The 20,287-nt window shown below is 47.7% G+C and carries 27 protein-coding genes; 11 read left to right on the forward strand and 16 right to left on the reverse strand.

The features are described from left to right. Positions 1-273 precede the first annotated feature (273 nt). Positions 274-1,542, forward strand: coding sequence for an aminotransferase class V-fold PLP-dependent enzyme (locus J0A67_RS12025; RefSeq protein WP_206569570.1), 1,269 nt, complete (start codon positions 274-276; stop codon positions 1,540-1,542). Here the strand turns inward: J0A67_RS12025 and J0A67_RS12030 are convergent. Further along, positions 1,539-1,916, reverse strand: coding sequence for an iron chaperone (locus J0A67_RS12030; protein WP_241265156.1), 378 nt, complete (start codon positions 1,914-1,916; stop codon positions 1,539-1,541). The two genes, J0A67_RS12025 and J0A67_RS12030, sit on opposite strands and share 4 nt — an antisense overlap. 172 nt (positions 1,917-2,088) lie before the next feature. Between J0A67_RS12030 and J0A67_RS12035 the strand changes: the two genes are divergently transcribed. The 3 genes from J0A67_RS12035 to J0A67_RS12045 all read left to right on the forward strand — a co-directional run bounded on the left by J0A67_RS12035 (position 2,089) and on the right by J0A67_RS12045 (position 3,977). Then, positions 2,089-2,709 (forward strand): DUF4136 domain-containing protein, encoded by a 621-nt coding sequence (locus J0A67_RS12035; RefSeq protein WP_206569571.1) that lies wholly within the window; start codon positions 2,089-2,091, stop codon positions 2,707-2,709. Positions 2,710-2,723: 14 nt separating this feature from the next. After that, the gene (locus J0A67_RS12040; RefSeq protein ID WP_206569572.1) at positions 2,724-3,320 is read left to right on the forward strand and encodes an OmpW family outer membrane protein; all 597 of its coding nucleotides are present in this window, start codon (positions 2,724-2,726) and stop codon (positions 3,318-3,320) included. Positions 3,321-3,401: 81 nt separating this feature from the next. Continuing rightward, positions 3,402-3,977, forward strand: a complete 576-nt coding sequence (locus tag J0A67_RS12045) for a DUF4136 domain-containing protein (RefSeq protein ID WP_206569573.1) — start codon at positions 3,402-3,404, stop codon at positions 3,975-3,977. 177 nt (positions 3,978-4,154) lie between these two features. Here J0A67_RS12045 and J0A67_RS12050 read toward each other — a convergent pair whose 3' ends face one another. Further along, entirely contained in the window at positions 4,155-5,714 is a 1,560-nt protein-coding gene (locus J0A67_RS12050) for a M81 family metallopeptidase (protein ID WP_206569574.1), read from the reverse strand. A gap of 186 nt (positions 5,715-5,900) precedes the next feature. Between J0A67_RS12050 and J0A67_RS12055 the strand changes: the two genes are divergently transcribed. Then, positions 5,901-6,239 carry a nucleotide pyrophosphohydrolase gene (locus J0A67_RS12055; RefSeq protein WP_206569575.1) on the forward strand — a complete coding sequence of 113 codons (339 nt, stop codon included), beginning with the start codon at positions 5,901-5,903 and terminating at the stop codon, positions 6,237-6,239. A 44-nt stretch (positions 6,240-6,283) separates the two neighbouring features. Here J0A67_RS12055 and J0A67_RS12060 read toward each other — a convergent pair whose 3' ends face one another. From J0A67_RS12060 to J0A67_RS12075, 4 genes are all read right to left on the reverse strand, one after another. Next, the gene (locus tag J0A67_RS12060; RefSeq protein ID WP_206569576.1) at positions 6,284-6,742 is read right to left on the reverse strand and encodes a hypothetical protein; all 459 of its coding nucleotides are present in this window, start codon (positions 6,740-6,742) and stop codon (positions 6,284-6,286) included. 104 nt (positions 6,743-6,846) lie between these two features. Then, positions 6,847-7,554 carry a 2-phosphosulfolactate phosphatase gene (locus J0A67_RS12065; RefSeq protein ID WP_206569577.1) on the reverse strand — a complete coding sequence of 236 codons (708 nt, stop codon included), beginning with the start codon at positions 7,552-7,554 and terminating at the stop codon, positions 6,847-6,849. Next, complete coding sequence (gene gcvT / locus J0A67_RS12070) at positions 7,554-8,648, reverse strand: glycine cleavage system aminomethyltransferase GcvT (protein ID WP_206569578.1); 1,095 nt, start codon at positions 8,646-8,648, stop codon at positions 7,554-7,556. The genes J0A67_RS12065 and gcvT overlap by 1 nt, the downstream gene beginning before the upstream one ends. 189 nt (positions 8,649-8,837) lie before the next feature. Then, positions 8,838-9,164, reverse strand: a complete 327-nt coding sequence (locus J0A67_RS12075) for a HesB/IscA family protein (protein WP_206569579.1) — start codon at positions 9,162-9,164, stop codon at positions 8,838-8,840. 93 nt (positions 9,165-9,257) lie between these two features. Here J0A67_RS12075 and mce point away from each other — a divergent pair, with 93 nt between their 5' ends. Together mce and thiL are read left to right on the forward strand one after the other, a co-directional pair. Next, positions 9,258-9,656 (forward strand): methylmalonyl-CoA epimerase, encoded by a 399-nt coding sequence (mce, locus tag J0A67_RS12080; protein WP_206569580.1) that lies wholly within the window; start codon positions 9,258-9,260, stop codon positions 9,654-9,656. A gap of 190 nt (positions 9,657-9,846) precedes the next feature. Further along, positions 9,847-10,875, forward strand: coding sequence for a thiamine-phosphate kinase (thiL, locus tag J0A67_RS12085; protein ID WP_206569581.1), 1,029 nt, complete (start codon positions 9,847-9,849; stop codon positions 10,873-10,875). A gap of 1 nt (position 10,876) precedes the next feature. Here the strand turns inward: thiL and J0A67_RS12090 are convergent, their stop codons facing one another. The 6 genes from J0A67_RS12090 to J0A67_RS12115 form a co-directional block, all read right to left on the reverse strand. Beyond that, positions 10,877-12,355: a sulfatase family protein gene (locus J0A67_RS12090; RefSeq protein ID WP_206569582.1), complete on the reverse strand. Its 1,479-nt coding sequence runs from the start codon at positions 12,353-12,355 to the stop codon at positions 10,877-10,879. Positions 12,356-12,420: 65 nt separating this feature from the next. Further along, a complete protein-coding gene (gene dtd, locus J0A67_RS12095) occupies positions 12,421-12,873 on the reverse strand; it encodes a D-aminoacyl-tRNA deacylase (protein WP_206569583.1) in 453 nt (150 codons plus the stop codon). Beyond that, positions 12,870-13,589: a Rossmann-fold NAD(P)-binding domain-containing protein gene (locus J0A67_RS12100; RefSeq protein WP_206569584.1), complete on the reverse strand. Its 720-nt coding sequence runs from the start codon at positions 13,587-13,589 to the stop codon at positions 12,870-12,872. Before J0A67_RS12100 ends, dtd begins: the two co-directional genes overlap by 4 nt. Then, positions 13,586-14,209: a thioredoxin family protein gene (locus J0A67_RS12105; RefSeq protein ID WP_206569585.1), complete on the reverse strand. Its 624-nt coding sequence runs from the start codon at positions 14,207-14,209 to the stop codon at positions 13,586-13,588. Before J0A67_RS12105 ends, J0A67_RS12100 begins: the two co-directional genes overlap by 4 nt. Before the next feature lie 31 nt (positions 14,210-14,240). Then, entirely contained in the window at positions 14,241-14,651 is a 411-nt protein-coding gene (locus tag J0A67_RS12110) for a YkvA family protein (protein WP_206569586.1), read from the reverse strand. Between the two features lie 4 nt (positions 14,652-14,655). Continuing rightward, positions 14,656-15,177 (reverse strand): DUF7935 family protein, encoded by a 522-nt coding sequence (locus J0A67_RS12115; protein ID WP_206569587.1) that lies wholly within the window; start codon positions 15,175-15,177, stop codon positions 14,656-14,658. A gap of 111 nt (positions 15,178-15,288) precedes the next feature. Between J0A67_RS12115 and J0A67_RS12120 the strand changes: the two genes are divergently transcribed. The 3 genes from J0A67_RS12120 (at position 15,289) to J0A67_RS12130 (ending at position 16,746) form a co-directional block, all read left to right on the forward strand. After that, complete coding sequence (locus tag J0A67_RS12120) at positions 15,289-15,603, forward strand: HesB/IscA family protein (RefSeq protein ID WP_206569588.1); 315 nt, start codon at positions 15,289-15,291, stop codon at positions 15,601-15,603. A gap of 36 nt (positions 15,604-15,639) precedes the next feature. Beyond that, positions 15,640-16,134 (forward strand): DUF6265 family protein, encoded by a 495-nt coding sequence (locus tag J0A67_RS12125; protein ID WP_206569589.1) that lies wholly within the window; start codon positions 15,640-15,642, stop codon positions 16,132-16,134. A gap of 78 nt (positions 16,135-16,212) precedes the next feature. Next, complete coding sequence (locus tag J0A67_RS12130) at positions 16,213-16,746, forward strand: DUF4136 domain-containing protein (RefSeq protein WP_206569590.1); 534 nt, start codon at positions 16,213-16,215, stop codon at positions 16,744-16,746. Between the two features lie 68 nt (positions 16,747-16,814). On the opposite strand, the gene J0A67_RS12135 is transcribed toward J0A67_RS12130, so the two are convergent. From J0A67_RS12135 to J0A67_RS12150, 4 genes are all read right to left on the reverse strand, one after another. Then, complete coding sequence (locus tag J0A67_RS12135) at positions 16,815-17,273, reverse strand: DUF4268 domain-containing protein (RefSeq protein ID WP_206569591.1); 459 nt, start codon at positions 17,271-17,273, stop codon at positions 16,815-16,817. Between the two features lie 8 nt (positions 17,274-17,281). Beyond that, positions 17,282-17,647, reverse strand: coding sequence for a dihydroneopterin aldolase (gene folB, locus J0A67_RS12140; protein ID WP_206569592.1), 366 nt, complete (start codon positions 17,645-17,647; stop codon positions 17,282-17,284). Continuing rightward, complete coding sequence (locus tag J0A67_RS12145; RefSeq protein ID WP_206569593.1) at positions 17,647-18,612, reverse strand: DivIVA domain-containing protein; 966 nt, start codon at positions 18,610-18,612, stop codon at positions 17,647-17,649. The genes folB and J0A67_RS12145 overlap by 1 nt, the downstream gene beginning before the upstream one ends. Positions 18,613-18,699: 87 nt before the next feature. Then, a complete protein-coding gene (locus tag J0A67_RS12150; RefSeq protein ID WP_206569594.1) occupies positions 18,700-19,620 on the reverse strand; it encodes a WD40 repeat domain-containing protein in 921 nt (306 codons plus the stop codon). Between the two features lie 36 nt (positions 19,621-19,656). Here J0A67_RS12150 and J0A67_RS12155 point away from each other — a divergent pair, with 36 nt between their 5' ends. Further along, the gene (locus tag J0A67_RS12155) at positions 19,657-20,286 is read left to right on the forward strand and encodes a 4'-phosphopantetheinyl transferase family protein (RefSeq protein ID WP_206569595.1); all 630 of its coding nucleotides are present in this window, start codon (positions 19,657-19,659) and stop codon (positions 20,284-20,286) included. Position 20,287: the final 1 nt, after the last annotated feature.

Here is a 20,287-nt window from a genome sequence, read left to right on the forward strand (position 1 = left end):
GAAATGAAAATCTACGTGTTTGTCAAGATGGTCTCAACCTCTACCTAGGCTTGGGAGCATACCAAAAAAAATTGGGAGTGAATAGAGCGGACTCGGCAGGGTTAAGGAACTGGTAACTTCTAAAATTGGAATTCTCCACACTCATTCTGCAATTCTTCACGGATAAGCCGAATCCACGCCAAGTTTTGATGGAAATAATTACATTAGACAAACCAGAATTCCAATTCCCTCCGCTCCATCTCCCCAGACTTCCAGTAATATTCCGTTTACAGCATGAAGAGCAGACGTCAATTTATCCAAAAACTCAGTGCAGGGATCGCAATTCCAAGTCTGGTTTCTTTCAACTCCCTAAGTGGGCCTACTTCGAATCCGATTGATCCATCTTTACAGGGAGAGGATTTTTGGGCTCAGGTTAGAGCCAGGTTTCCATTAACCAAGGATCGTGTGTATCTCAACAACGGAACCTTCGGCCCCGCCCCCTTTGTGGTCCAAAAAGCGCTGGAATCTTCCTTGACGGAAATCAACACTACGGGAGAGTATGGCAGCACTAGTCCGGAAAGGGAAAAATTGGCTGCCTTTCTTGGAGTGAACACTTCTGACCTTGCCCTTACCCACAACACCACAGAGGGAATCAATATTATGGCTTGGGGCATTGAGTTGGAAAGAGGTGACGAGGTGATCATGACTAATCAAGACCACGCGGGAAATGCCCTGCCTTGGCTAAATAGGGCCAAGCTGCATGGAATAGTTCCAAAAATTTTTTCCCCGCTCCTCACGCAGGAGGAAAATCTCGAACTGATCAAGTCCTTGATTTCTCCCAAGACCAAGGTCATTGCCATTCCCCACGTAACCTGTACCACTGGTTTGGTTTTTCCCATCAAAGAAATCTCGGAATTTGCAAGAAACAAGGGCATCTTAACAGCCATTGATGGAGCACACGGCGCTGGGACCTTCGGCTTAAACCTTCAAGACCTGGGGTGCGACTTTTATGCCGGATGTTGTCACAAGTGGATGCTGGGTCCTGCCGGCACGGGGTTTCTCTATGTCCGGAGCGAGTCCATGGACAGCCTACAGCCACTACATTTCGGCGCTGGCGGAGACTTAGGCTGGGACTTATTCAGCAATCCTCCCGTACTCGAAGGCTATATCGAAAATGCCCACCGATATGACTATGGAACTCAAAGTACCTCACTGATGAAGGGCGTATCTGCCGCGGCAGCGTTCCATATCGAGATAGGAAAGGAACGCGTCGAAGCAAGAATCCGAGAGCTAAACCAATATCTTTTTGAAGGGATGCAGGAGCTAGGCGACAGGCTTAATATTCTCTCGCCCACAGAACCGCAATCGAGGATTTGCATGTTGACAATCCGACCCAAAAAGACCGATTATCAATCTGTGGGAAATAAGTTGGGGGAGACTGGGTTTAGAATAAGGCAGGTACCGGAAGGAAGAACAAACGGGATTCGAGTATCTACCCACATCTATAACTCAAAGCTGGAGATCGATCGATTTCTCGCAGTGCTGCCAAAGGCACTGGATTAAACTTTCTTCTTTTTAGCGGCTTTTGCCTGAACTTCAAAAAACCTGAATTTGACTATTTCTGCAATCAAGTCCAGAGGCAGGGGTTTGTCATGGGAAAATTGGATAGCCCCTTTGCTGGTCTGGTAGCCTTCGAGTTCTTTCTTGAATTCGCTGACTCCACTATTGGTTGGATAGAACCCGATATGATTTTTGGCTACCGCATAGTAGACCAGCACTTCCGACGTCCTGACCGCAGGCATGTGGTAGCTTATCACCTCTTTTGCCTCAGGGATTTCCTTGAGTATTCTGGCTCTAATTGCTTGGAGCTTTTCCAATATTTCTCCCGAAAACCAAGAAAAATACTCATCGACAGATTGGGGTTTTGGATTCATCATGGCCGCAAGACTAATAATAAGTTTTCAAAACAGTATTTTTATTTAAATCGGATATCATCCCAGAATTTTATTATCAAAAATGACTTTAATCATGAATTTCGCCAAATTCAACGCCTTACTTTATGATAACTAATCCACCTTATACTATTTTGAAAACTTAAACTACAAAAAAATGAAAAGCAAATTTTCAACGCTTATGCTCGTGTTCGCAGCCGCAATCGGACTTTGGAGCTGCTATCCGGATGGGCCGGACTACTATGAAGACACCGACATCACTTTTACCCAACACGACAGTGAATTTGACTTTGCCTCTCGGCAAACCTATGCGCTTCCTGACCGCATTGTCGTGGATGTGGAGATAGAAAATGGCGACACCTCCTATGTGTACATGAGGGATGTCTATGCGACTCCTATCCTTCAGACCATCGACGCAAAGATGTCCGAATATGGCTGGACAAAGGTAGCGATCAGCGCCAGCCCAGATGTAGTTCTTACTCCCGCAGCTTTCAAAAACACAACCTACTTCTATAGCTACTGGTATGACTGGTGGTGGGGCGGATGGTATCCGGGTTGGGGTTGGTATTATCCTCCCTACTACACCATCTCCAGCATCACTACAGGATCGATGGTCATCAATATGGCAGATCCTAATGTAGATAATCCCGTGGACAGAGCGCCGGTGGCTTGGATGATGATCGGAAATGGCCTTGCTTCCGGATCAAACAACGTCAGCAGAATAACGGATGCGATTAATCAGGCATTTGAACAGTCCCCTTATTTGAAGACCAACTAATCAACTTTATAGCGATGAAAAAATTTCTAATTATAGCCGCATTTTTGGTCATGGTTTTCGCTGGGAACGCGAATTCGCAAAGCATGACGACTGTATCGTATTCCATGGGATTAGGCACCGGTGATCTGGGCGACTACGCGTCCACTTTCAGCGGCAGAGGATTTACGATAGACTATAGAAGGATGGTACAGCCCAATGTCGGCGTGGGGTTCTACTCCGGCTGGAACGTTTTCTATGACGAGCGACCATTTGACACCTACACGATGGACAACAGGTCCATCTCCGGCAAGCAATATCGTTATGTAAACAGCGTCCCTTTGATGGTAGCTACCGACTACTATTTGAAGCCAGGGGAAGATATGAATCCCTTCATTGGGCTTGGAGTTGGCACAATCTATACAGAAAGGGCAACAGATATGGGTATCTATAGACTTACGGAGGATGCTTGGAGTTTTGCCTTTGCCCCGCAGGTGGGATTCATGTATTCTCTCAACAGATATGCAGGGGTATCCTTGGCAGTGAAATACAATATGGGACTTGCTGCAGGAGATTTTGATTCCTCCCAATCCTATTTGTCCTTCAATATTGGATACGTCTTTATGGGAAATTAATGCCCGACTTAGCTTAACACAACAGAGGATGGCCGTTGGCCATCCTCTGATTTTTTGGATCCCGTCAAAATCACCTTGAAAATGAACCTGCTAAAAAACACCATTGCCGCCATACTTCTGTCCACCGCCTTGTCATCATGCGGTTCCATCATGCAAACCTATTCCTATAAGGCAAAAGGAGTTGAATTGGACAGCTATAAAACCTATGCTTGGGTAAATCTAGAACAGATCGCCGAAGAAAATAAGGAGGGACAAAATCGCTACGCACGCTACATTCTGGACTTGGCCAACGAAGAATTGGTGAAAAAAGGCTTCAAGCTCGACGTGGACAATCCCGATGCGGTCTTCAAGTTTGATACGGAGATAGAAAACCGGGTGAAGTACAATCAATCCCCAACTGTAAGCGTGGGAGTCGGCTTTGGCGGCCCGGGCTACTATGTCGGTGGAGCAATGCCAGTTTCAGGAGGTCAGGTTACGCAGTACAATTATGAAGAAGGTGTGCTGAGCATAGAAATGTATGAACCCAAAACAGGGAAGCTCATTTGGAGAGGCTGGGCCCAGGAGGAGATCTCCTTTGAAACCGACCTCGAATCAGACCTCAAAATGGCCGTGAGGAACATCTTCATGAAGCTGCCCGTCAAGCATAAAGAGAAGTGAGGAAGTTGTTGGGCTGGGAAGTAGGAAGTCGGGTGTCCGATGTCCGGTGCCAAAGACAAGGACAATCCTTCCACCTCCTATCTAAAATTGAGAGGTTATTGATACAAGGATAGCCTCGCAGATCGCACTTCATAAATCAAAAATGCAAAAGCCGGACTTCCGTCCGGCTTCTTGAATTTACTTGGAGGTTCCAGAAACGGGAATAAACTTCGCCGTAAGATCTGGATCAGCCATGTCTTTATCGAGCGGATACATTGGTCTGTCAATCCTTTTGTAGCCCAAGCGTTCCAGATCTTGGTCCACACCGCCTGGCGTCAGCGCCATGATCCAATCTCCCCTCATATCGTACAGCTCCGGCACGAGGTATCCAATCTTGACCATGACGATGTCAGCCTCTCTCGGCTTCAGGTTCAGATCGGTAAAATCCTTCTCATTGTGATAGGGCTTGCGTTTGGAAGTCACGATCACTTTCAGTGAGCCCACTTTGATGACTACCTCTGTCCCAGCATCTTTATCCCCTTCTTTGATGGCTTCAACAGTTCCGGAAAGTTTCACCGGGCCGGCAAATCGGCTGTCCACTGCTGCTCCAGCCTCGCCTTCCACCTTGCCACCTACACCAGCGGCAAGCGCCTTCTCTACCAATTCTGGACCAGGTATCGATGCATAGATCAACTCTGGCCCATTTTCTGACTTGAACTCGGGGCGCTTCAACAGCTCGTGAAGAGTCCAAGTCACATCTCCAGCACCTCCCGCTGTGGGGTTGTCACCCATATCGGAAATCATAAACGGTTGCTTGTCGCTCTTCAAAGCCATGTCCAAACTTTCGTCCAGACTCGCTACCGGTGCGACAAATTCAAACTGAGATCGAACATCCCAAAAGCTCTTCGCCAAGTATTCTGCGGATTCTTTTACTTGAGCTTGATCGTCACCCGTCACCATTACCACGGCGTGGTTTCGAGGCTCATCCGCCCAAGCATAGCCAATCCAGATCGCCGCGTCTATGACTCCAACCTTCTTGGTCTCCGGATCTACTTTTGAATAGAGGCCTTTGCCCGGCTCGATCCTCGTACTAGTCTTTTCACCGGGAAGCAAAATAGGAACTGGAATCCAAGCTTTGTAGCCAGGCTTGCCCTTACCGCTTTCCAATCGGTCCAGCAGATTTTCAACTGCGCGCTTTTTGGATTCCAAAGCATCTTCATGAGGTGCCATGCGGTAGCAGGTGATCAGGTCAGAATTTTCCGCCAAAACCAAAGAAACATTGCCATGAAGGTCCATGGAGGTAGAAATGACGGTTTCGTAGCCAACCACATCACGAACTTTAGTGATGAAGTCTCCCTCCGGATCGTCCAGTCCCTCCACGCTCATAGCCCCATGAATATCGAAGAAGAGCCCATCGTAGGGAAGATTAGCCTTTAGCATCTCCAGTGTCACTCCCACCAATGAATCATAGGCATGGCGGGTCACCATCCCCCCGGGAATGGCGTGTCCACGTAACGTAGGAAACCACTCGGCACGCTTCCTATCCGCTGAGTCAGCTTCCATAAAGGGGTAATAGGAAAAAATCTCCTCACTCGTCCTCACCCGGAATGAAGCCGTTGTGGATCGGGCAGGTGAAAAAGTACTCGACTCGATAGCGAGTCCTGCGATTGCGATTCTGGGCAAAGTCTTTTCCTTCTTTTTCTCAGCACAGGAAAAAACCATTAAAACCAGAAAAATGTACAAGGTTAGTTTTTTCATAGGGGTTGGGGTTTGATCCTTGAAGTAACCCATATTTGGCGGAGAGCCAAAACAAGATTGGTAATTGCTGCGACCTAGGAATAAGAACGGTCAAAAAGACATGTGCAGAAAAAGCCCATGGGAGCAAATCGCTTGGATTCCCCTTATGCGACCACTATTTTCAAGTCGCAAAAATCACCAACCCCCATGAACCAAGACATCACCCTCTCCGAAGCCCAAACCAAAGTCGACGAATGGATTAAGACTGTTGGCGTCCGATACTTCAACGAACTGACTAATACGGCCATTCTCATGGAAGAAGTCGGAGAACTGGCGAGGATCATGTCCCGCACCTACGGCGAGCAGTCCTTCAAGGACAGCGACAAGGGAAAAGATCTGGGCGATGAAATGGCCGACATACTCTGGGTGCTGATCTGCCTGGCCAACCAAACCGGCGTGGACCTGACGGAGGCCTGGAAAAAGAACCTAGAAAAGAAAAACATCCGGGATCAAGACCGGCATCGCAACAATGAGAAGCTGAAGTAGGGAAGCTCAGCTCCCGCGCTGGCCGAGGGAAAATTGTTCTACCATTAAAGCGGGATTTCCCGAGAAAAGCCCATGATTTCCCAACCCAACAAATTGTATTTCATGTGGCCCAAAATCGCGATTTGACCATTTTTTTCTTTTATGCCAAGGTGATTCCATTTTCTCCCAAGAACAAAACCGGAAACTATGGAATAAGAAAGTCCGGGATCGACGCGTCCATCCGAATTATTTTTCACCAAAGTCACATGTAGTCTATTCGCCAACGTCAGTTTAACCGTCTGATGTTCTGCAGTAAATTCTCTTCCAATAGTCTTTCCTTTTTCGGGCGCACTTTCTCCTAATCCAGCCAGAAAAGCTATCAACCCAATAGTCAACACCGGAGTAGCCAATAGACTTTGACGATCCGGCAATTGGAGAATCGCCCTACGCACTAGTTTGAACAAAAAATAGACAAATGCTACCAGAAAGGCCACATTGAAGAAACTCCAAAAAAGATCGAACATGGTAGCTGTTTTGTTGTGGGTTCTAATAATACAAACATTCAGCAACTTAGCAAAACAGCCCTCCGATTGGTAGGGCCATTAATGTCTTTTGGATTATGAGCGGCTTAAACTTTCACCAAGAAACCTTCAGGGTTCACTTTCACGACCAAATCATAAAGGTCAAAACTCAGGCAAAAGTCGATGTCGTGCTCGATCCCGTGGTTTTGAAGTCGCTTGGCATGGGAGGCTTGGGACAAAAATCCCGAGAGATCGTGTCCAGCTTTTTCGAAGAGCTGCTTCATCGCAATCGCTCCATCGTCCTCAGTCACGTGCGTAGCTTCCAGAGATTTCACCATTGCCCCAGCAAAAATCGAATCTTCCAAGTTGAAATGCCCTTTCCAACCCGCACAGTGGATCAAAACATCTTCGTCTTGGCTCTGAATATATGACACAGTCGCCTGAAGATTCGGAAAAGCACCGATCAGGATTTGGCTGGCCTGTTTAGATTTTTCAATTGCCTGGGTGCCATTGGTGGTAGTCATCGCAAGACTCCGTCCAGAATGGTTCTCCTTGAGATACGCGATCGGCGAATTCCCCATCTCAAATCCTGGGGCTGTCAAGCCATTTCGCTCCCCACCGATTAGAAATCCCTTTTGCTGCATCTGTCTGCAACTTTCCAAATCCGGAAAAGGAAGAATCTCCTTCACTCCATTTGCAATCGCCGCAACCATCGTGGAAGTTGCGCGGAAAATATCAACAACCACTACGATCTTTCCTTCCAGCTCATGCAAATGAATCAGCTCGGGACTGAAGCAAACTTCTACTTTTCTCATCAGGCTTTCAGCAGAGGCAGTTTCTCAACCAGCGCCTTCAGGTTTTTATTTCTGATTTGGATAAAAATCTCCGTTCCCGGCTTGCTGAATTCGGTCTTTACATAGCCCATTCCAATACCTACGCCCATGCTTGGAGATTGCGTACCGGAGGTCACTTCGCCGATTACTTCACCAGCTGCGTCTACAATTGGGTAATGTCCCCTTGGAATCCCTCTTTCCTGCATCACAAAGCCTACGAGCTTACGGGAAACGCCAGTTTCCTTTTGCTTAAGCAGGGCTTCTGAATTGGTGAAGTCTTTGGTGAATTTGGTAATCCATCCCAAGCCTGCCTCCAAAGGTGAGGTAGTATCGGTAATGTCATTGCCGTACAGGCAGTAGCCCATTTCCAACCTCAAAGTATCTCTCGCGCCTAAACCAATCGGCTTGATATCAAAATCCTTCCCCGCTTCGAAAATGGCTTTCCAAACATGTTCAGCATCGGCGTTTTTAACATAAATCTCAAAGCCTCCAGCTCCTGTGTAGCCCGTCCCGGAAATGATCACATCCTGGATTCCCGCAAATTCCCCCACCGTGAAATGGTAGAATTTGATCTCGGAAAGGCTGACTGGAGTCAGCGACTGCACCGCCTCGATGGCCTTCGGTCCCTGCACGGCAAAAAGTGAATACTCGTCTGAAACATTAGTCAGCATGGCACCCATGCTGTTGTGCTTGTTGACCCAAGCCCAATCCTTGTCGATATTGGAGGCGTTGACCACCAGCATATACTTCTCGTCGCCAAACTTGTAAACAATCAAATCGTCGACTATCCCACCAGTTTCATTAGGAAAGCAGGAATACTGAGCCTGACCGACCACAAGCTTGGAAGCGTCATTGGAAGTTACCCTTTGGATCAGATTGAGGGCCTCCGGTCCTTCTACCAAGAACTCTCCCATATGGGACACATCGAAAACCCCCACCCCATTTCTCACACAGAGATGCTCTTCGTTGTCGGAGCTGTAGCGCACAGGCATGTTGAAACCGGCGAAGGGCACCATCTTGCCGCCGAGGGCGATGTGCAGGTCGTTGAGAGGGACGTTTTTGATTTGGGCTTCCATATTCAGGTTTTTTTGACGCTCGCAAAGGTAAGGATTGGGAGCTAATTAGCTTAGCCAAATTCGAAAAATGCCTCCAGCGACTTGATGACGGCTTTGTCGAGTTGCTTGATTTCCCAACTCGAGAAAAGACCCAAAAAAGAAAAGCAGCCCAATAGTGCTGCTTTCAGAGTTCCAAAATGGATGGAAATGCTAGACAGAGAAACTTTCGCCGCAGCCACAAGTTCGGCTTGCGTTGGGATTGATAAACTGGAAACCCTTTCCATTCAATCCGTCAGAAAACTCAAGGACCGTTCCGGCCAGATAAAGTAGGCTCTTGCGGTCAACCAGGATCTTCACGCCCTTGTCCTCAAAGACGTGGTCTGTCTCCACGATGTTAGCATCAAAGCCCAGGTCATACATAAGACCGGAGCAGCCTCCGCCCTTCACGGAAACGCGGACATTCTCATTTTCGGAGCGGCCTTCCTCTTTCTTAAGCTCGAGAATTCTCTCCTTGGCCTTGTCAGAAACGATTATCATAATTTTACCCTTACTTTTAGGTTGAGTGAAGATAAGTCTGAAACAGGCTTTCTCCCAAAAAGATTCAGCTGCAAAGATACAAAATCAATGGCGATGAGGAAAATCGAACATATCGGAATAGCCGTCCAAAATCTCGAGCAATCCAACGAGCTTTTTGCGAAGCTTTTGGGAAAAGCTCATTTCAAAACCGAGATCGTCGATGGCGAGGCGGTGGAAACCAGCTTTTTCCAGGTGGGCGAAACGAAAGTTGAACTGCTCCAAGCCACTAGGCCGGACAGTCCGATTGCCAAATATCTGGACAAGAGACCGGAGGGTGTGCACCATATCGCCTTTGATGTGGAAGATATAGGGATGGAAGTTAGCCGACTAAAAGAAGCAGGGTTTGAAATCCTCAATGAAGTGCCAAAACTGGGCGCAGACAATAAATTAGTGGTATTTTTGCATCCCAGAAGCACGAATGGCGTGCTGGTGGAATTGTGCCAGGAACAGTAGGCAGTCGCAGTGGGCAGTGAGCAGTTAGGGTATTCAGAAAGCTGAAGTGAGAAATCTGAAAAAAACCGGATTGTAATTCAAAAATTGGTGCTCAGTGCCTGCCAATCCGACAGGACTGGCGTCGAAACCTCGTAAATCGTAAATCAAAAACTTGTGCTGAGCTTTGTCGAAGCATCGTAAATCATAAATCATGTCTGATAAACGTACAGAAATCAGTGAATTGGGTGAGTTTGGCCTGATAGATCATCTGAACAAAAATGTAATCCTAAAAAACGCCTCCACACTCAAAGGGATCGGCGACGATGCCGCAGTGATCGATGCAGGTGACCACGTCAAAGTGGTAACTACGGATTTGCTTTTAGAAGGAGTGCATTTTGATCTTTCCTACGCACCGTTGACTCATGTCGGGTTCAAAGCTGTGGCAGTCAATGTCTCGGATATCGCAGCGATGAATGCCATCCCAACCCAAATCACGGTCAGCATCGCACTTTCCAACCGATTTTCTGTCGAGGCTGTGGATGCCATTTACCAGGGAATCAACGCTGCCTGTGACCACTATGGAGTGGACCTAATTGGCGGAGACACCACTGCCTCCAGAGGAGGATTGGTAATTTCGATCACGGCCATTGGCCAAGCCCAAAAAGAACAGCTCACTTATCGATCCGGAGCCAAGGTCAATGACATTCTTTGTGTCACGGGCGATCTAGGTTCCGCGCTGATCGGCTTGCAAATCCTCGAGCGCGAAAAGCAGGTGTTTCTAGCCAATCCCGACATGAAACCGGATTTGGAGAAATATGGTGTGGTAACCGGCCGCCAGCTAAAGCCCGACGCAAGGATGGACATCATCCACGAACTGCGAGAAATTGGCGTGGTGCCAACCAGCATGATGGACATTTCAGACGGATTGGCTTCGGAGATTTTCCACATCTGCAAGGCTTCCAATGTCGGAGCCACCGTCTATGAAGACAAACTTCCCATCGACAAGCAGACTTTTGATACTGCCGTGGAGCTGAATATTGACCCGATCACCTGCGTGCTAAACGGCGGCGAGGACTACGAATTGCTCTTCACTATTGACCAAAAAGATTTTGCGCAGCTGGAAAAGCATCCCGACATCCACTTCATTGGCCACATCACCAAAGCTGAAGAGGGCAAGTTTCTAGTGACCAAAAGCGGCACAGCCGTGCAACTCAAAGCCCAAGGCTGGAAGCATTTCTGAATTAAGGAAATCTGTTTCGTGACAAATAATCGACCGGTCGGATGCTATCCGTCCGGTCGTACAAATAGTGCCACTGCGTCATGTAGTCATCCGCTGGCAAAAACCCATCTTTTCGTTCATCCAACTTGGCTTGGAGAACCGCCTCCAATTCTTTTTGCAATCCCATGTATTGGGGATTGTTCACCAAATTTCTAAGCTGAAAAGGATCCGTTTGATTATCATAAAGCAACCAAGGACCCTGTAGATCTTTTACATAGGTATAACGGGCGGTCCTGATACCTCGGTATTCCCGCCCTCCGTTTGAAAATTGCCATTCATGAAAAGGAACAGGAAGCATAATCAATGCAGCTTCCGAAGATAGTTCCTCTCCTGCCAAAAGTTCTTTGGAAAAATCCTCCCCTTCGACGGAAACAGGTATGTTGATTCCACTCAGACCCAAGATTGTCGGCAACAAATCGGGAGTTCCGATTGGATTCCGTAGTCGCCGCGAAGACTCCCCCAATTTCTCCGGATATCGAATCAAAAGAGGGACTTTTATGGACTCATCCCAAGGCCTTTGTTTTTTCAACACTCCCTTGGACATCAGCATGTCGCCGTGCTCTGAGGTAAATACCACCAAGGTGTTGTCTGAAACTCCCAAACTATCCAGGGAGCGAAGCAGCTTCCCTACTGCATGATCGATTGCTGCGGCGTGGGCGTAGTATCCGGCCAAAACCTTCCTTGCACTGTCTTGAAACTCCTCCGGCACATTTGGCCTCAACTGCAACTTGGAAGCACCGTAGAGCTTTTTAAACTGCTCCGGAGCAGAAAAATAAGGGTCATGAGGAGGGCCGTACGACAATACCAAAGCAAAGGGTTTGGATTTGTTCTTTGAGATAAAGCTGATCGCGCTGTCTGTTTGAGGAAACACGTCATAACCCTGCCAAAAATGCTTCTCGTTCTTTTCGTCAAAGTAAAAGCTGTTGTTGTAGTTATGTGTTACCTCACGGACTTTCCAGTATTCAAAACCCTGTCTCCGATCAGCAGGAACGGGTTTGTCTCGACCGCTAAAGGGATCCTCGCCCTTTTGATGTCCGTTGAGGTGCCATTTTCCTATATATCCCGTTTTGTAGCCAGCGGCCTGATAGATCTCCCCCAATGTGAGCGCTTCGTTTGGAAGGGGCTTGTCATTGTAAAAAATCCCATGCGTAAGTGGATATTGCCCTGTCAGGAAACTCGCCCGCCAAGGAGCGCAAACAGGAAGCGTTGCAATGGAATTTTCAAAAATGAGGCTTTGCGATGCCAAACTATCCAAATTCGGGGTCAAAATCTGGGAATTCCCTGCATAGCCCATTTCCTGGGCCCTCCATTGATCCGCCAAGATGAATACCAAATTGGGTGATTCAGATTGGAATGAATTAGGAGAATCCTTCGAAGAAAGACTTCCAAAAAATGCTTCCCAAAAGAGCAACAGCAGCTGAAAGATTAAAAGGATCGGCATCGGATGAGGATATTTACTTAAAAATAAGCTCTTCAAACTACCGTCTGTCCTGCTCTGTAATCGAGCTAAACCCGATTTTTCGAATCAATCATGATTGTCACCGGACCGTCGTTGACAAGGCTGACTTTCATATCGGCTCCGAACTCTCCTGTTCTGATAGACTTGCCCAACTCGGCCTCAAGAGCGGCAATCATTTTTCCATACATGGGAATGGCGAAGTCCGGCTTGGCGGCCTTGATGTAAGAAGGACGATTGCCCTTTTTGGTGCTGGCATGGAGCGTGAATTGTGAGATCAGCAAAATATCGCCTCCTGCGTCAAGTACGCTTCGATTCATCACTCCGTTTTCATCGGGGAAGACTCTCAGATTAACAATTTTCCTGGAAAGCCAATCAATGTCTTCATGGGTATCCGCATCCTCAATGCCCAAGAGAATCATCATTCCCTCTCCGATTTCAGATTTGATCATTCCATTAATCTTCACCGAAGACTCGGAAACTCGCTGTATTACTACAATCATTGGGTTAGGTCTTGCATTTGGCCGGAAGTGATGATTTCCATCGGCTCGGATTTGGATTGGTTTGCGGTGAGGACCATGGCCTTGGCGACCTGATAGTCATAGATGGGCCGAATATTCTTTGCCAGCTTTAGCCACACCAATGGCTTCATCAGAATCGTCGCCACCTGCTCACCGAACCTAAACTCGTGGCGATTTCCCAGCAGAAGCGAAGGCCGGAATAAGCCCAAATAACCAAATTTCAAGGTTTTGAGATCCTCCTCTGTTTTCCCTTTGACCTCGTTGTAGAAAATAGAGGAACCCGTATCGGCACCCATTGCGGAAACGAAAAGGAATTTTTCCGCGCCCAATCCCTTGGCCCACTTTGCAAAGCCAAGCACCAGATCGTGGTCTATTGCGTAGAACTTTTCCTTGGAACCCGCAACTTTAATCGTGGTACCCAAGCTTGAAAATGCGTGGATTTCCGCGGTCTTTCCCGAAATGGCACTGATCAACTCATGGTACTCGCCTCCGAGTGACTGCTCCTTGATCTTTTCCTCCCAGTCCCAGTCAATGATTTTAGCCAGATCACCTTCGATTTGGATCAATTTGCCATGCTTGATAGCGAGCTTCCGTCTCCCAACGCTGATGATCCACAAATACTCGCCTCTGTTCAAGAGCTGATGTAGCAACTGCATACCGACCAAGCCTGAGGTACCGGAAATTAGGGCGATTTTCATAAGATCAAAGAAGACTGAATTAAGGGATAGAGCTCCAGCTCGAGGTCATGGTTCTTGTTTTTGGCATACCAGAGATGCACTTCAGCGGAATAGTCCTGATAGGACACTCCCTGCGAATCGTGCTTGTAGGCCTTTTGTTTCTCAATCAGGTAGGTTGGCTTAGGGCCCCAGGTGAAAAGCTCACAAACCAAATCGGCCGTCATAGCCACCAGCTTTGGAATCGACCGGGCTCCGTTGGTCAGATAGGCATCCATCACTTCCGGGCATTCGTCCCTCATGATGATTTTCAGCTCGATATTCGGGTTGAGATCCGCCAGTCGGGCGATGTAGGGAATGGACTGTGCGCCATCGCCGCACCAGGCCTCGGTGATGACCGTCCAGGCTTGATGCTCTGATATGGACTGGACCAGTTCTGCCATTCGGGCGGAGACCTTCAGGGTCTTGTCCCAACGGTGCATGCGCTGCTGGTTGAGCCGAGTGTATTCCAGATAGGCCTGGCTTTGATTGGCTCCGGTGGTTTTACCTTCTAAGACCAACTGGTCCGTCAGTTTCTTGAAATCCTGATACGACAGACCTCTATTGAATATTTCCCGGGTGATTGGCCCCAATACATGTTCCATGATTTTACTCGATAAATTGGGTGACAAGTGTTCAAAGCTTGCTTTTTTCCCATTCCAAAAAAACCTCCACTTCATCCTTCACTTTCGCGTAGACCGCCAAAACGATGGATAAGTCATCTGCAAAACCAAAGAATCCCAGAAAATCCGGAATGAAATCTATGGGGGAAAGGAAGTAAACCATCGCCAAGACGATCAAGCCAAGCGTCCCAAAAGAAATCTTGTGTTCCCCTTTGAAATGCGCCCTTATCATTCTGATAAAAATCTGAACCGGCTCGGTAAGTCGTTTGACTTTGGGGTTTTGGGCCAGCTTAGCCAGCTTCTCGCCAACATTCTGTACCAGCTCCACTACCTTCTGCTCTTGCCGGACGATCATGTCGACCTGTTTGCCAAAAAGCGCCTTTGCCCTCTCTATCATTTCTGCCGTCTTACTGGTTGTTTCCATAGGATTAGAAATAAAGTTGGATTTCGGATTTCACTTTCCTGAGCGCAAAGGTGATGGCATCGTTCTTTTGATCGAGGGATTGGGCAAAGATGGCCCTAGCCAATTCCATACCGCTCGATTCCGCTTCGAGACTTTGTCTGCTCAAGTTTAGCAGCGTGACCACATCCTCTATGGCGCGGCGCACGGCTTCCCAAGTCTCGTCAGAAAAGTAAACCTGCTGGCTAAGGTTGTGGTTAAACTCCTCCCTGACTTCCGCCAAGAGCATGGGATGAAGCTCGGCAGCCGTAAATTGGCTGGGATTGGATCTTCTGACCAGATTATTTGGGGAGACACGCTCCAAGAGCAAACAAAGACGCTCGGCGGCTTGGAGGCGAATGGGGAGGACAATCTGGGTGTTCTGGGTTTTGAGATCCACCAGCAGCTTTTCCCGCTCTTTGGAAAGAAAAGAAACCACCACCAAATACATCCCATACAGCACGATGCCCGCCGGCAGGATGATTTTCAACAAGTCGAGTATGTAATCCATTGTGAGTATTTGCTTCGAATATCAGCATTTATGGCTTGTCAAAAAACCGGCCGATTCGATAATTTTGATCCAAATTGCGAACCAAAAACCCGCAAAATCGATTTTCCCCGCATGCTGATTCCTATTTCCATCACCGAGAAGGCCGAGGCCGAGATCAAGCACATCATGGCCAACAAAAACATCCCATCGGATTATTTTCTTCGGGTCGGGGTGAAAGGCGGAGGCTGTGGCGGCATGTCTTACGCCTTGGGATTTGACAAACCAAAGCCTGAAGATCAGCAGTTTGAGGTTGACGGAATCCGCGTATTGATTGAGAAAAAACATTTTATGTTTTTGATGGGAATGCAGATTGATTTCTTCGAAGGCGACGAGGCCAGGGGATTTACTTTTGTCAACCCCGACCTCCCAAAACGCCACGATATCTGATTATTTTTTTAATTTCAGTGCCTTACTCCCGGCACTATGAAAACTCTCCTCACCTTCACCTTATTTCTGACAATTGGTCATTTCGCCAATTCGCAAGTCCGCCAGCTGGAAGCCGATCAAGCGCCCGGGAAGGCGAAAGTCGAAGAGCTCAATTGGCTCGCTGGATTTTGGACAGGAACGGGTCTGGGCGGGGACTGCGAGGAGGCATGGCTGCCAGCCGCAGATGGGCATATGATCGGGACGTTCCGTTTTTGGAGCGAGGGGAAATTGGTCTTTTCCGAGTTCATGAATATTGTCCAAGATGGTGAAAGCGTCTCGGTGAAGCTGAAGCACTTCAACCCGGATCTGACGGGATGGGAGGAAAAGGAAAAATGGACAACGTTTAAACTTGTGGAACTTGGCCCAAATGCCGCTTGGTTTAACGGACTTACTTACGAGCGAAAGGGCAATGAATTGATCATCAGCCTCGCGTTAACGGAAAAAGGAGAGCGGCGGATAGAGGTGTTTAAGCTAACCAAAAAGGAGCTGTAAACATTTGACAGCTAACTTTTTAAACTAGATTTTAAACGAATCGTGAATTACTCTAATTTTCAACCAAACCCAAAGTCCATGAAAAACCTCCTGTTACTTTTCATCGCTATTTTCGCCTTTACTTCCTGTAAATCCACTGACTCCGCCACTGCGAATGAAGGCAATAAATCCACAGAGCAATTGGTTTATGATCAGGTCAGCAAATCTGCTGAACTTGCGAATAAGAAGACATTTAAAGTCATTGAACAAACCGATGCTCCAAAAGACATTGTCCAGCTAAATCGTCTATTTGAAAATAAACTGATTGAAAACGGATTTTTGGTGCAAAGCGAAAATCCAGATCTCCTGGTTCAAACAGCCATTTCATCAGTCAATTTTGAAACTGAAAAGCTTGGTTTTTCTTCCACTGTGGGTTTGACAGACAATTCAGCCTACTCGCCACCAAAAAAAGAATCAGGACAATACGGCAAAGTGATTTTCCTCATCCAAGATGCAAAAACCAACGAAGTGCTCTGGATGGGAACCGGAACTGGGGTTTTGACCGCCAATGAAGTCTTGAATACCAAGAAGATCAAAACTGCATTGGATCAGTTGATTGCGGGATTGAAATAGAGAATTACAGAAATTCCCCACTCTCTCTCAAAGGATGATTTTCCAATAGAAAGTCATCCTTTTCTCTTTTAAAAATCCTCAAACCCAGGCTTCACATTGTCCCAAAATTCATCCAATGCGATAATTCTTGGCTTGAGAAAAGAAATGATCTTTGGCCAGTCTTCCCGTTCCATCACGTTGACATTGGGCATAATAGTCTCGATCTTGGATACGGTCTGCCCCATTTCGTTTTTGGCATGCAGCTTCCAGTCCCATTCTTCTCCCACACTGGCTGAGAAAAGCTTTTTCAATTGGACAAACTGGTCAAAAAAAAGTTCCTGCATCTCTTCGTCAGCATGTCCCAGCTCTATTCCGATCGAGGCATAGTCCCGCTCCGCTCGCATCCTGAAGTAGATGTCTTTGACTCCTGTGCGGTAATTGGGCCAGTTGATGCGCCTTCTCTGCGCGTTGGGTACTGGCTTCATGTATTGTCCAAAGGCAGTCCAAAAATCAGCCCTGATCTTGGAAGTCTCAGCTCTGCTGTACATAAAGGTTTTTAGCCAAAGTCCTCCGGATAACAGACAGTTACAGCCGAGTACTGTACGATCCCACCAAGTGCCGGATGATGTTTTTTCAAGGTGAGTCGTACCGATTTCACCTGAGGATATACTTCGAGGATATCGGTGATGATCCGGTGCCCGAGGTGCTCAAGTAATTTTACCTTCACGTCCATCCTAGCTTTGATCAGTTGATAGAGCTTGGCGTAGTCCACGGTGTCCTTGAGGCTGTCGTGGAGCATCGCCTCTCTGAAATCCGTCTCCAGTTCCAGATCGAGCGTAAACCGGTTTCCCAAGATGGATTCTTCGGGATAGGCGCCGTGGTAGGCATGAAACTCTATCCCCTCCAGTGCTACCTTCCCCATTAGTCAAATTGGTCGAAGAATGAGCCAGAGGAGTTTTTCGGTGTCTCGGGCTTTGGAGGTTCGGCCTGTCTTTTTTCCTCAACTTTTGCGGGAACCTCCTCTTGGATTTCCATCTCTTCTTCTATCTGATGAACTGCCTCCTCGGGAGCACTCGCCTGGACAGGCTCCTCCTCTACCACTTCTTCTATTTCCTCTGTTTCCTCCACTAGGACAGGAAGTTCACCTTTTTCCTCCAGCTCATGCTCCATCGCGGTGATGGTCTCCTGGGTTTCCTCGTCTAGCGTGGCGCTGGCCATGTCTTCTTCCGCATGCTGGTTTGGATCCTCCGTCAGCGCCGCAATATTGGCGACGGTAAAATGGTTGGAATGGCTCAACTCCTCCATGGCACGCTGATAGGCTTTGCCATCAATCCTGAAAAAATGCGCGTCAGAAAGTTCTATTTGATTAAGCGCATCTTGGGAAAGACGCTTCAGGCTTTTCACCAAAGCTTCACGCTGATCGAGTAGCCCTTCGTAGCTTCTGATCAGGCTCCGCATGCTTTCGCGTACTTCCTTGATGGTTGATTTTGCTTTGGCCTCCGCGGCCGAGGTGATGATCCTTGCCTGATCCTCGGCATGCTTTTGTACTTGCTGTGCATACTGGGTAGCCTGCTTGGTGGCTTGCTCGGCGATGGAATTTGCCTCCGAGATGATCTGGTCTGCAGCCTCTGACGCTTCTGTAATGATGCTGGCTCCCGTGTCCTCCGCCGTTTTTAGGGTTCGAAAAAGTGAATCCTCCACGTCTTTCAACCGCTTCGCCTCCGCCTCCACCTGCTGTAGTTTGGAGCGGAGATCGAGATTTTCTTGGTTGATCTGCTCCATAGCTACGCTCATTTCTTCAAGAAACGCAGATACTTCTTTTTTCTCGTAACCTCTAAACGCTGTTTCAAACGCTTTTTGCCGAATGGCAGTTGGGGATATTTTCATGTGCTTATAGTTGTTTTTTAATTGCCACATGGAGTCTCGCATGGGAGATCATCATTCCACCGTAGTCAGACATAGACATGCTAGATTTCATAGGGTTTCAGCTTCAATTTTCCAGATAGAAATGGTCCTGTCGTCTGACACGGAGACGACATCATCAGAATAGGTACTCCAAAGCACTTTGTTGATAGAGGTGCCGTGCCCTGCATTTCGGGCCTTGTCAATGACTTTCAAAAGTTTGGGATTGACTGCATCCCAGACTTTGATGGACTTGTCCATCGAGCAGGTGACCAGATACTTCCCGTCTTCTTTGAAAGATAAAAAATTAATGGCATACATGTGGGCGATGACGTTTTCGGTGAGGGTGTAATTCTCCGTTTCCCAGAATTTCAACTGGGCGTCACGCGCGCCGGACGCGAGCTGCGTTTCGTCCGGAGAGTATGCCAAGGCAAAGACAGAATTGGTGTGGCCAGTCAAACTGGCTAATGGCTGAAAGTCATCCATCAAATCCAGAATCTTGATGCTGTGGTCGCTCAGGCCTATCGCCAGTTGTTTTTTTTCTGTAGCGATAGCCATCACACGGATACTTTTGGAAGAGAGCTTGACATGTTTTTTGACAAAACGATCAACCGTATCCACGACTATGAGCAGGCCGTCGCCTGTCCCGATCAGGATATCACTTCCATAGACTTTGATATCAAAGATCGCCTGGTCTGTCAGCTTCAAACTCCAGATCTCCTTATTGGCCGTGAGATCGATGACATGGATGCCTTCGAAATTGTGGCCTACGATCAGTTGGTTTCGCTCATGGTCGACTGCCAGGGCATAGACAGAATGCGGCAGTCTGGCGATCAGACGCCCATCTTCCGGTTGATCAAGATCCCACTCTACGACCATTCCATCACCCGCCCCTGTATAAAAAAAACGGGGATCACTCCCCTCCACCAGCGCATAGATGCAGTCGTTGTGGCCGGTCAGCGTGTGTAATTTATTTACTTGGATTTTTGACATATATTGGACGATCACTCAGCGGCGCCCTTTTGGCCTATGCAAACAAAAATAGAAAAAATTGATTCTTCCTCAGCCCTTGCCGTGAAGATTATCGGAGTGGTGGAGAGTCATGAGCTTGATTTCCTTAGTTTTCGGGAAAGGCTCTCGTTTGCCAACATTTCCCATCCTGAAAAGAAAAAGGAATGGGCCACCGCCCGCATAGCTATCCACGACGCACTGGAAGCGCTTCAGGTACCTTATCCCGGCTTTTTCAAAGATGAACATGGGAAATCACACGCAATGAATGGACAGGGATACGTCTCACTGACCCACACTCCCGGCTTTGCCGGTGCCATCTTCCACCGGGAGCAGCCGGTAGGGATTGACATGGATCTGGTTAGGGAAAAAATCCTGAAGATAGGCTTCCGCTTTCTGGACAGCTCCGAGCTGGATTTTCTCGAAAAGGACCCGGCGCACTATACTATGGCCTGGTCGGCGAAAGAGTCCATTTTCAAATGCCAAGGAAGGAAGGGAGTTTCCTTTAGGGACAACATCTTGCTCGATCCTTTTGACGTGAATACCACTCGGATCAAAGGCAGGATCAGGGGGACGGAATTTGCCGACCATCACTATACCGTCGAAGTAAGGCAGCTAGAAAATGTTATCTTGACCTATACGATTTGGTAAT

The organism is Algoriphagus aestuariicola, assembly GCF_017254835.1.
GTDB classification, from domain to species: Bacteria; Bacteroidota; Bacteroidia; order Cytophagales; family Cyclobacteriaceae; genus Algoriphagus; species Algoriphagus aestuariicola.

Excerpts from the sequence above, each read along its gene's own strand:
- J0A67_RS12155 (WP_206569595.1), top strand. The coding sequence starts at position 19,657 with ATGCAAACAAAAATAGAAAAAATTGATTCTTCCTCAGCCCTTGCCGTG.
- J0A67_RS12045 (WP_206569573.1), top strand. The coding sequence starts at position 3,402 with ATGAACCTGCTAAAAAACACCATTGCCGCCATACTTCTGTCCACCGCC.
- J0A67_RS12060 (WP_206569576.1), bottom strand. The coding sequence starts at position 6,742 with ATGTTCGATCTTTTTTGGAGTTTCTTCAATGTGGCCTTTCTGGTAGCA.
- J0A67_RS12125 (WP_206569589.1), top strand. The coding sequence starts at position 15,640 with ATGAAAACTCTCCTCACCTTCACCTTATTTCTGACAATTGGTCATTTC.
- gcvT (WP_206569578.1), bottom strand. The coding sequence starts at position 8,648 with ATGGAAGCCCAAATCAAAAACGTCCCTCTCAACGACCTGCACATCGCC.
- J0A67_RS12065 (WP_206569577.1), bottom strand. The coding sequence starts at position 7,554 with ATGAGAAAAGTAGAAGTTTGCTTCAGTCCCGAGCTGATTCATTTGCAT.
- J0A67_RS12115 (WP_206569587.1), bottom strand. The coding sequence starts at position 15,177 with ATGGATTACATACTCGACTTGTTGAAAATCATCCTGCCGGCGGGCATC.
- J0A67_RS12030 (WP_241265156.1), bottom strand. The coding sequence starts at position 1,916 with ATGATGAATCCAAAACCCCAATCTGTCGATGAGTATTTTTCTTGGTTT.
- J0A67_RS12110 (WP_206569586.1), bottom strand. The coding sequence starts at position 14,651 with ATGGAAACAACCAGTAAGACGGCAGAAATGATAGAGAGGGCAAAGGCG.
- J0A67_RS12090 (WP_206569582.1), bottom strand. The coding sequence starts at position 12,355 with ATGCCGATCCTTTTAATCTTTCAGCTGCTGTTGCTCTTTTGGGAAGCA.
- J0A67_RS12025 (WP_206569570.1), top strand. The coding sequence starts at position 274 with ATGAAGAGCAGACGTCAATTTATCCAAAAACTCAGTGCAGGGATCGCA.
- J0A67_RS12120 (WP_206569588.1), top strand. The coding sequence starts at position 15,289 with ATGCTGATTCCTATTTCCATCACCGAGAAGGCCGAGGCCGAGATCAAG.
- J0A67_RS12130 (WP_206569590.1), top strand. The coding sequence starts at position 16,213 with ATGAAAAACCTCCTGTTACTTTTCATCGCTATTTTCGCCTTTACTTCC.
- J0A67_RS12040 (WP_206569572.1), top strand. The coding sequence starts at position 2,724 with ATGAAAAAATTTCTAATTATAGCCGCATTTTTGGTCATGGTTTTCGCT.
- J0A67_RS12105 (WP_206569585.1), bottom strand. The coding sequence starts at position 14,209 with ATGGAACATGTATTGGGGCCAATCACCCGGGAAATATTCAATAGAGGT.
- J0A67_RS12035 (WP_206569571.1), top strand. The coding sequence starts at position 2,089 with ATGAAAAGCAAATTTTCAACGCTTATGCTCGTGTTCGCAGCCGCAATC.
- J0A67_RS12100 (WP_206569584.1), bottom strand. The coding sequence starts at position 13,589 with ATGAAAATCGCCCTAATTTCCGGTACCTCAGGCTTGGTCGGTATGCAG.
- mce (WP_206569580.1), top strand. The coding sequence starts at position 9,258 with ATGAGGAAAATCGAACATATCGGAATAGCCGTCCAAAATCTCGAGCAA.
- thiL (WP_206569581.1), top strand. The coding sequence starts at position 9,847 with ATGTCTGATAAACGTACAGAAATCAGTGAATTGGGTGAGTTTGGCCTG.
- J0A67_RS12150 (WP_206569594.1), bottom strand. The coding sequence starts at position 19,620 with ATGTCAAAAATCCAAGTAAATAAATTACACACGCTGACCGGCCACAAC.
- dtd (WP_206569583.1), bottom strand. The coding sequence starts at position 12,873 with ATGATTGTAGTAATACAGCGAGTTTCCGAGTCTTCGGTGAAGATTAAT.
- J0A67_RS12050 (WP_206569574.1), bottom strand. The coding sequence starts at position 5,714 with ATGAAAAAACTAACCTTGTACATTTTTCTGGTTTTAATGGTTTTTTCC.
- folB (WP_206569592.1), bottom strand. The coding sequence starts at position 17,647 with ATGGGGAAGGTAGCACTGGAGGGGATAGAGTTTCATGCCTACCACGGC.
- J0A67_RS12145 (WP_206569593.1), bottom strand. The coding sequence starts at position 18,612 with ATGAAAATATCCCCAACTGCCATTCGGCAAAAAGCGTTTGAAACAGCG.
- J0A67_RS12135 (WP_206569591.1), bottom strand. The coding sequence starts at position 17,273 with ATGTACAGCAGAGCTGAGACTTCCAAGATCAGGGCTGATTTTTGGACT.
- J0A67_RS12055 (WP_206569575.1), top strand. The coding sequence starts at position 5,901 with ATGAACCAAGACATCACCCTCTCCGAAGCCCAAACCAAAGTCGACGAA.
- J0A67_RS12075 (WP_206569579.1), bottom strand. The coding sequence starts at position 9,164 with ATGATAATCGTTTCTGACAAGGCCAAGGAGAGAATTCTCGAGCTTAAG.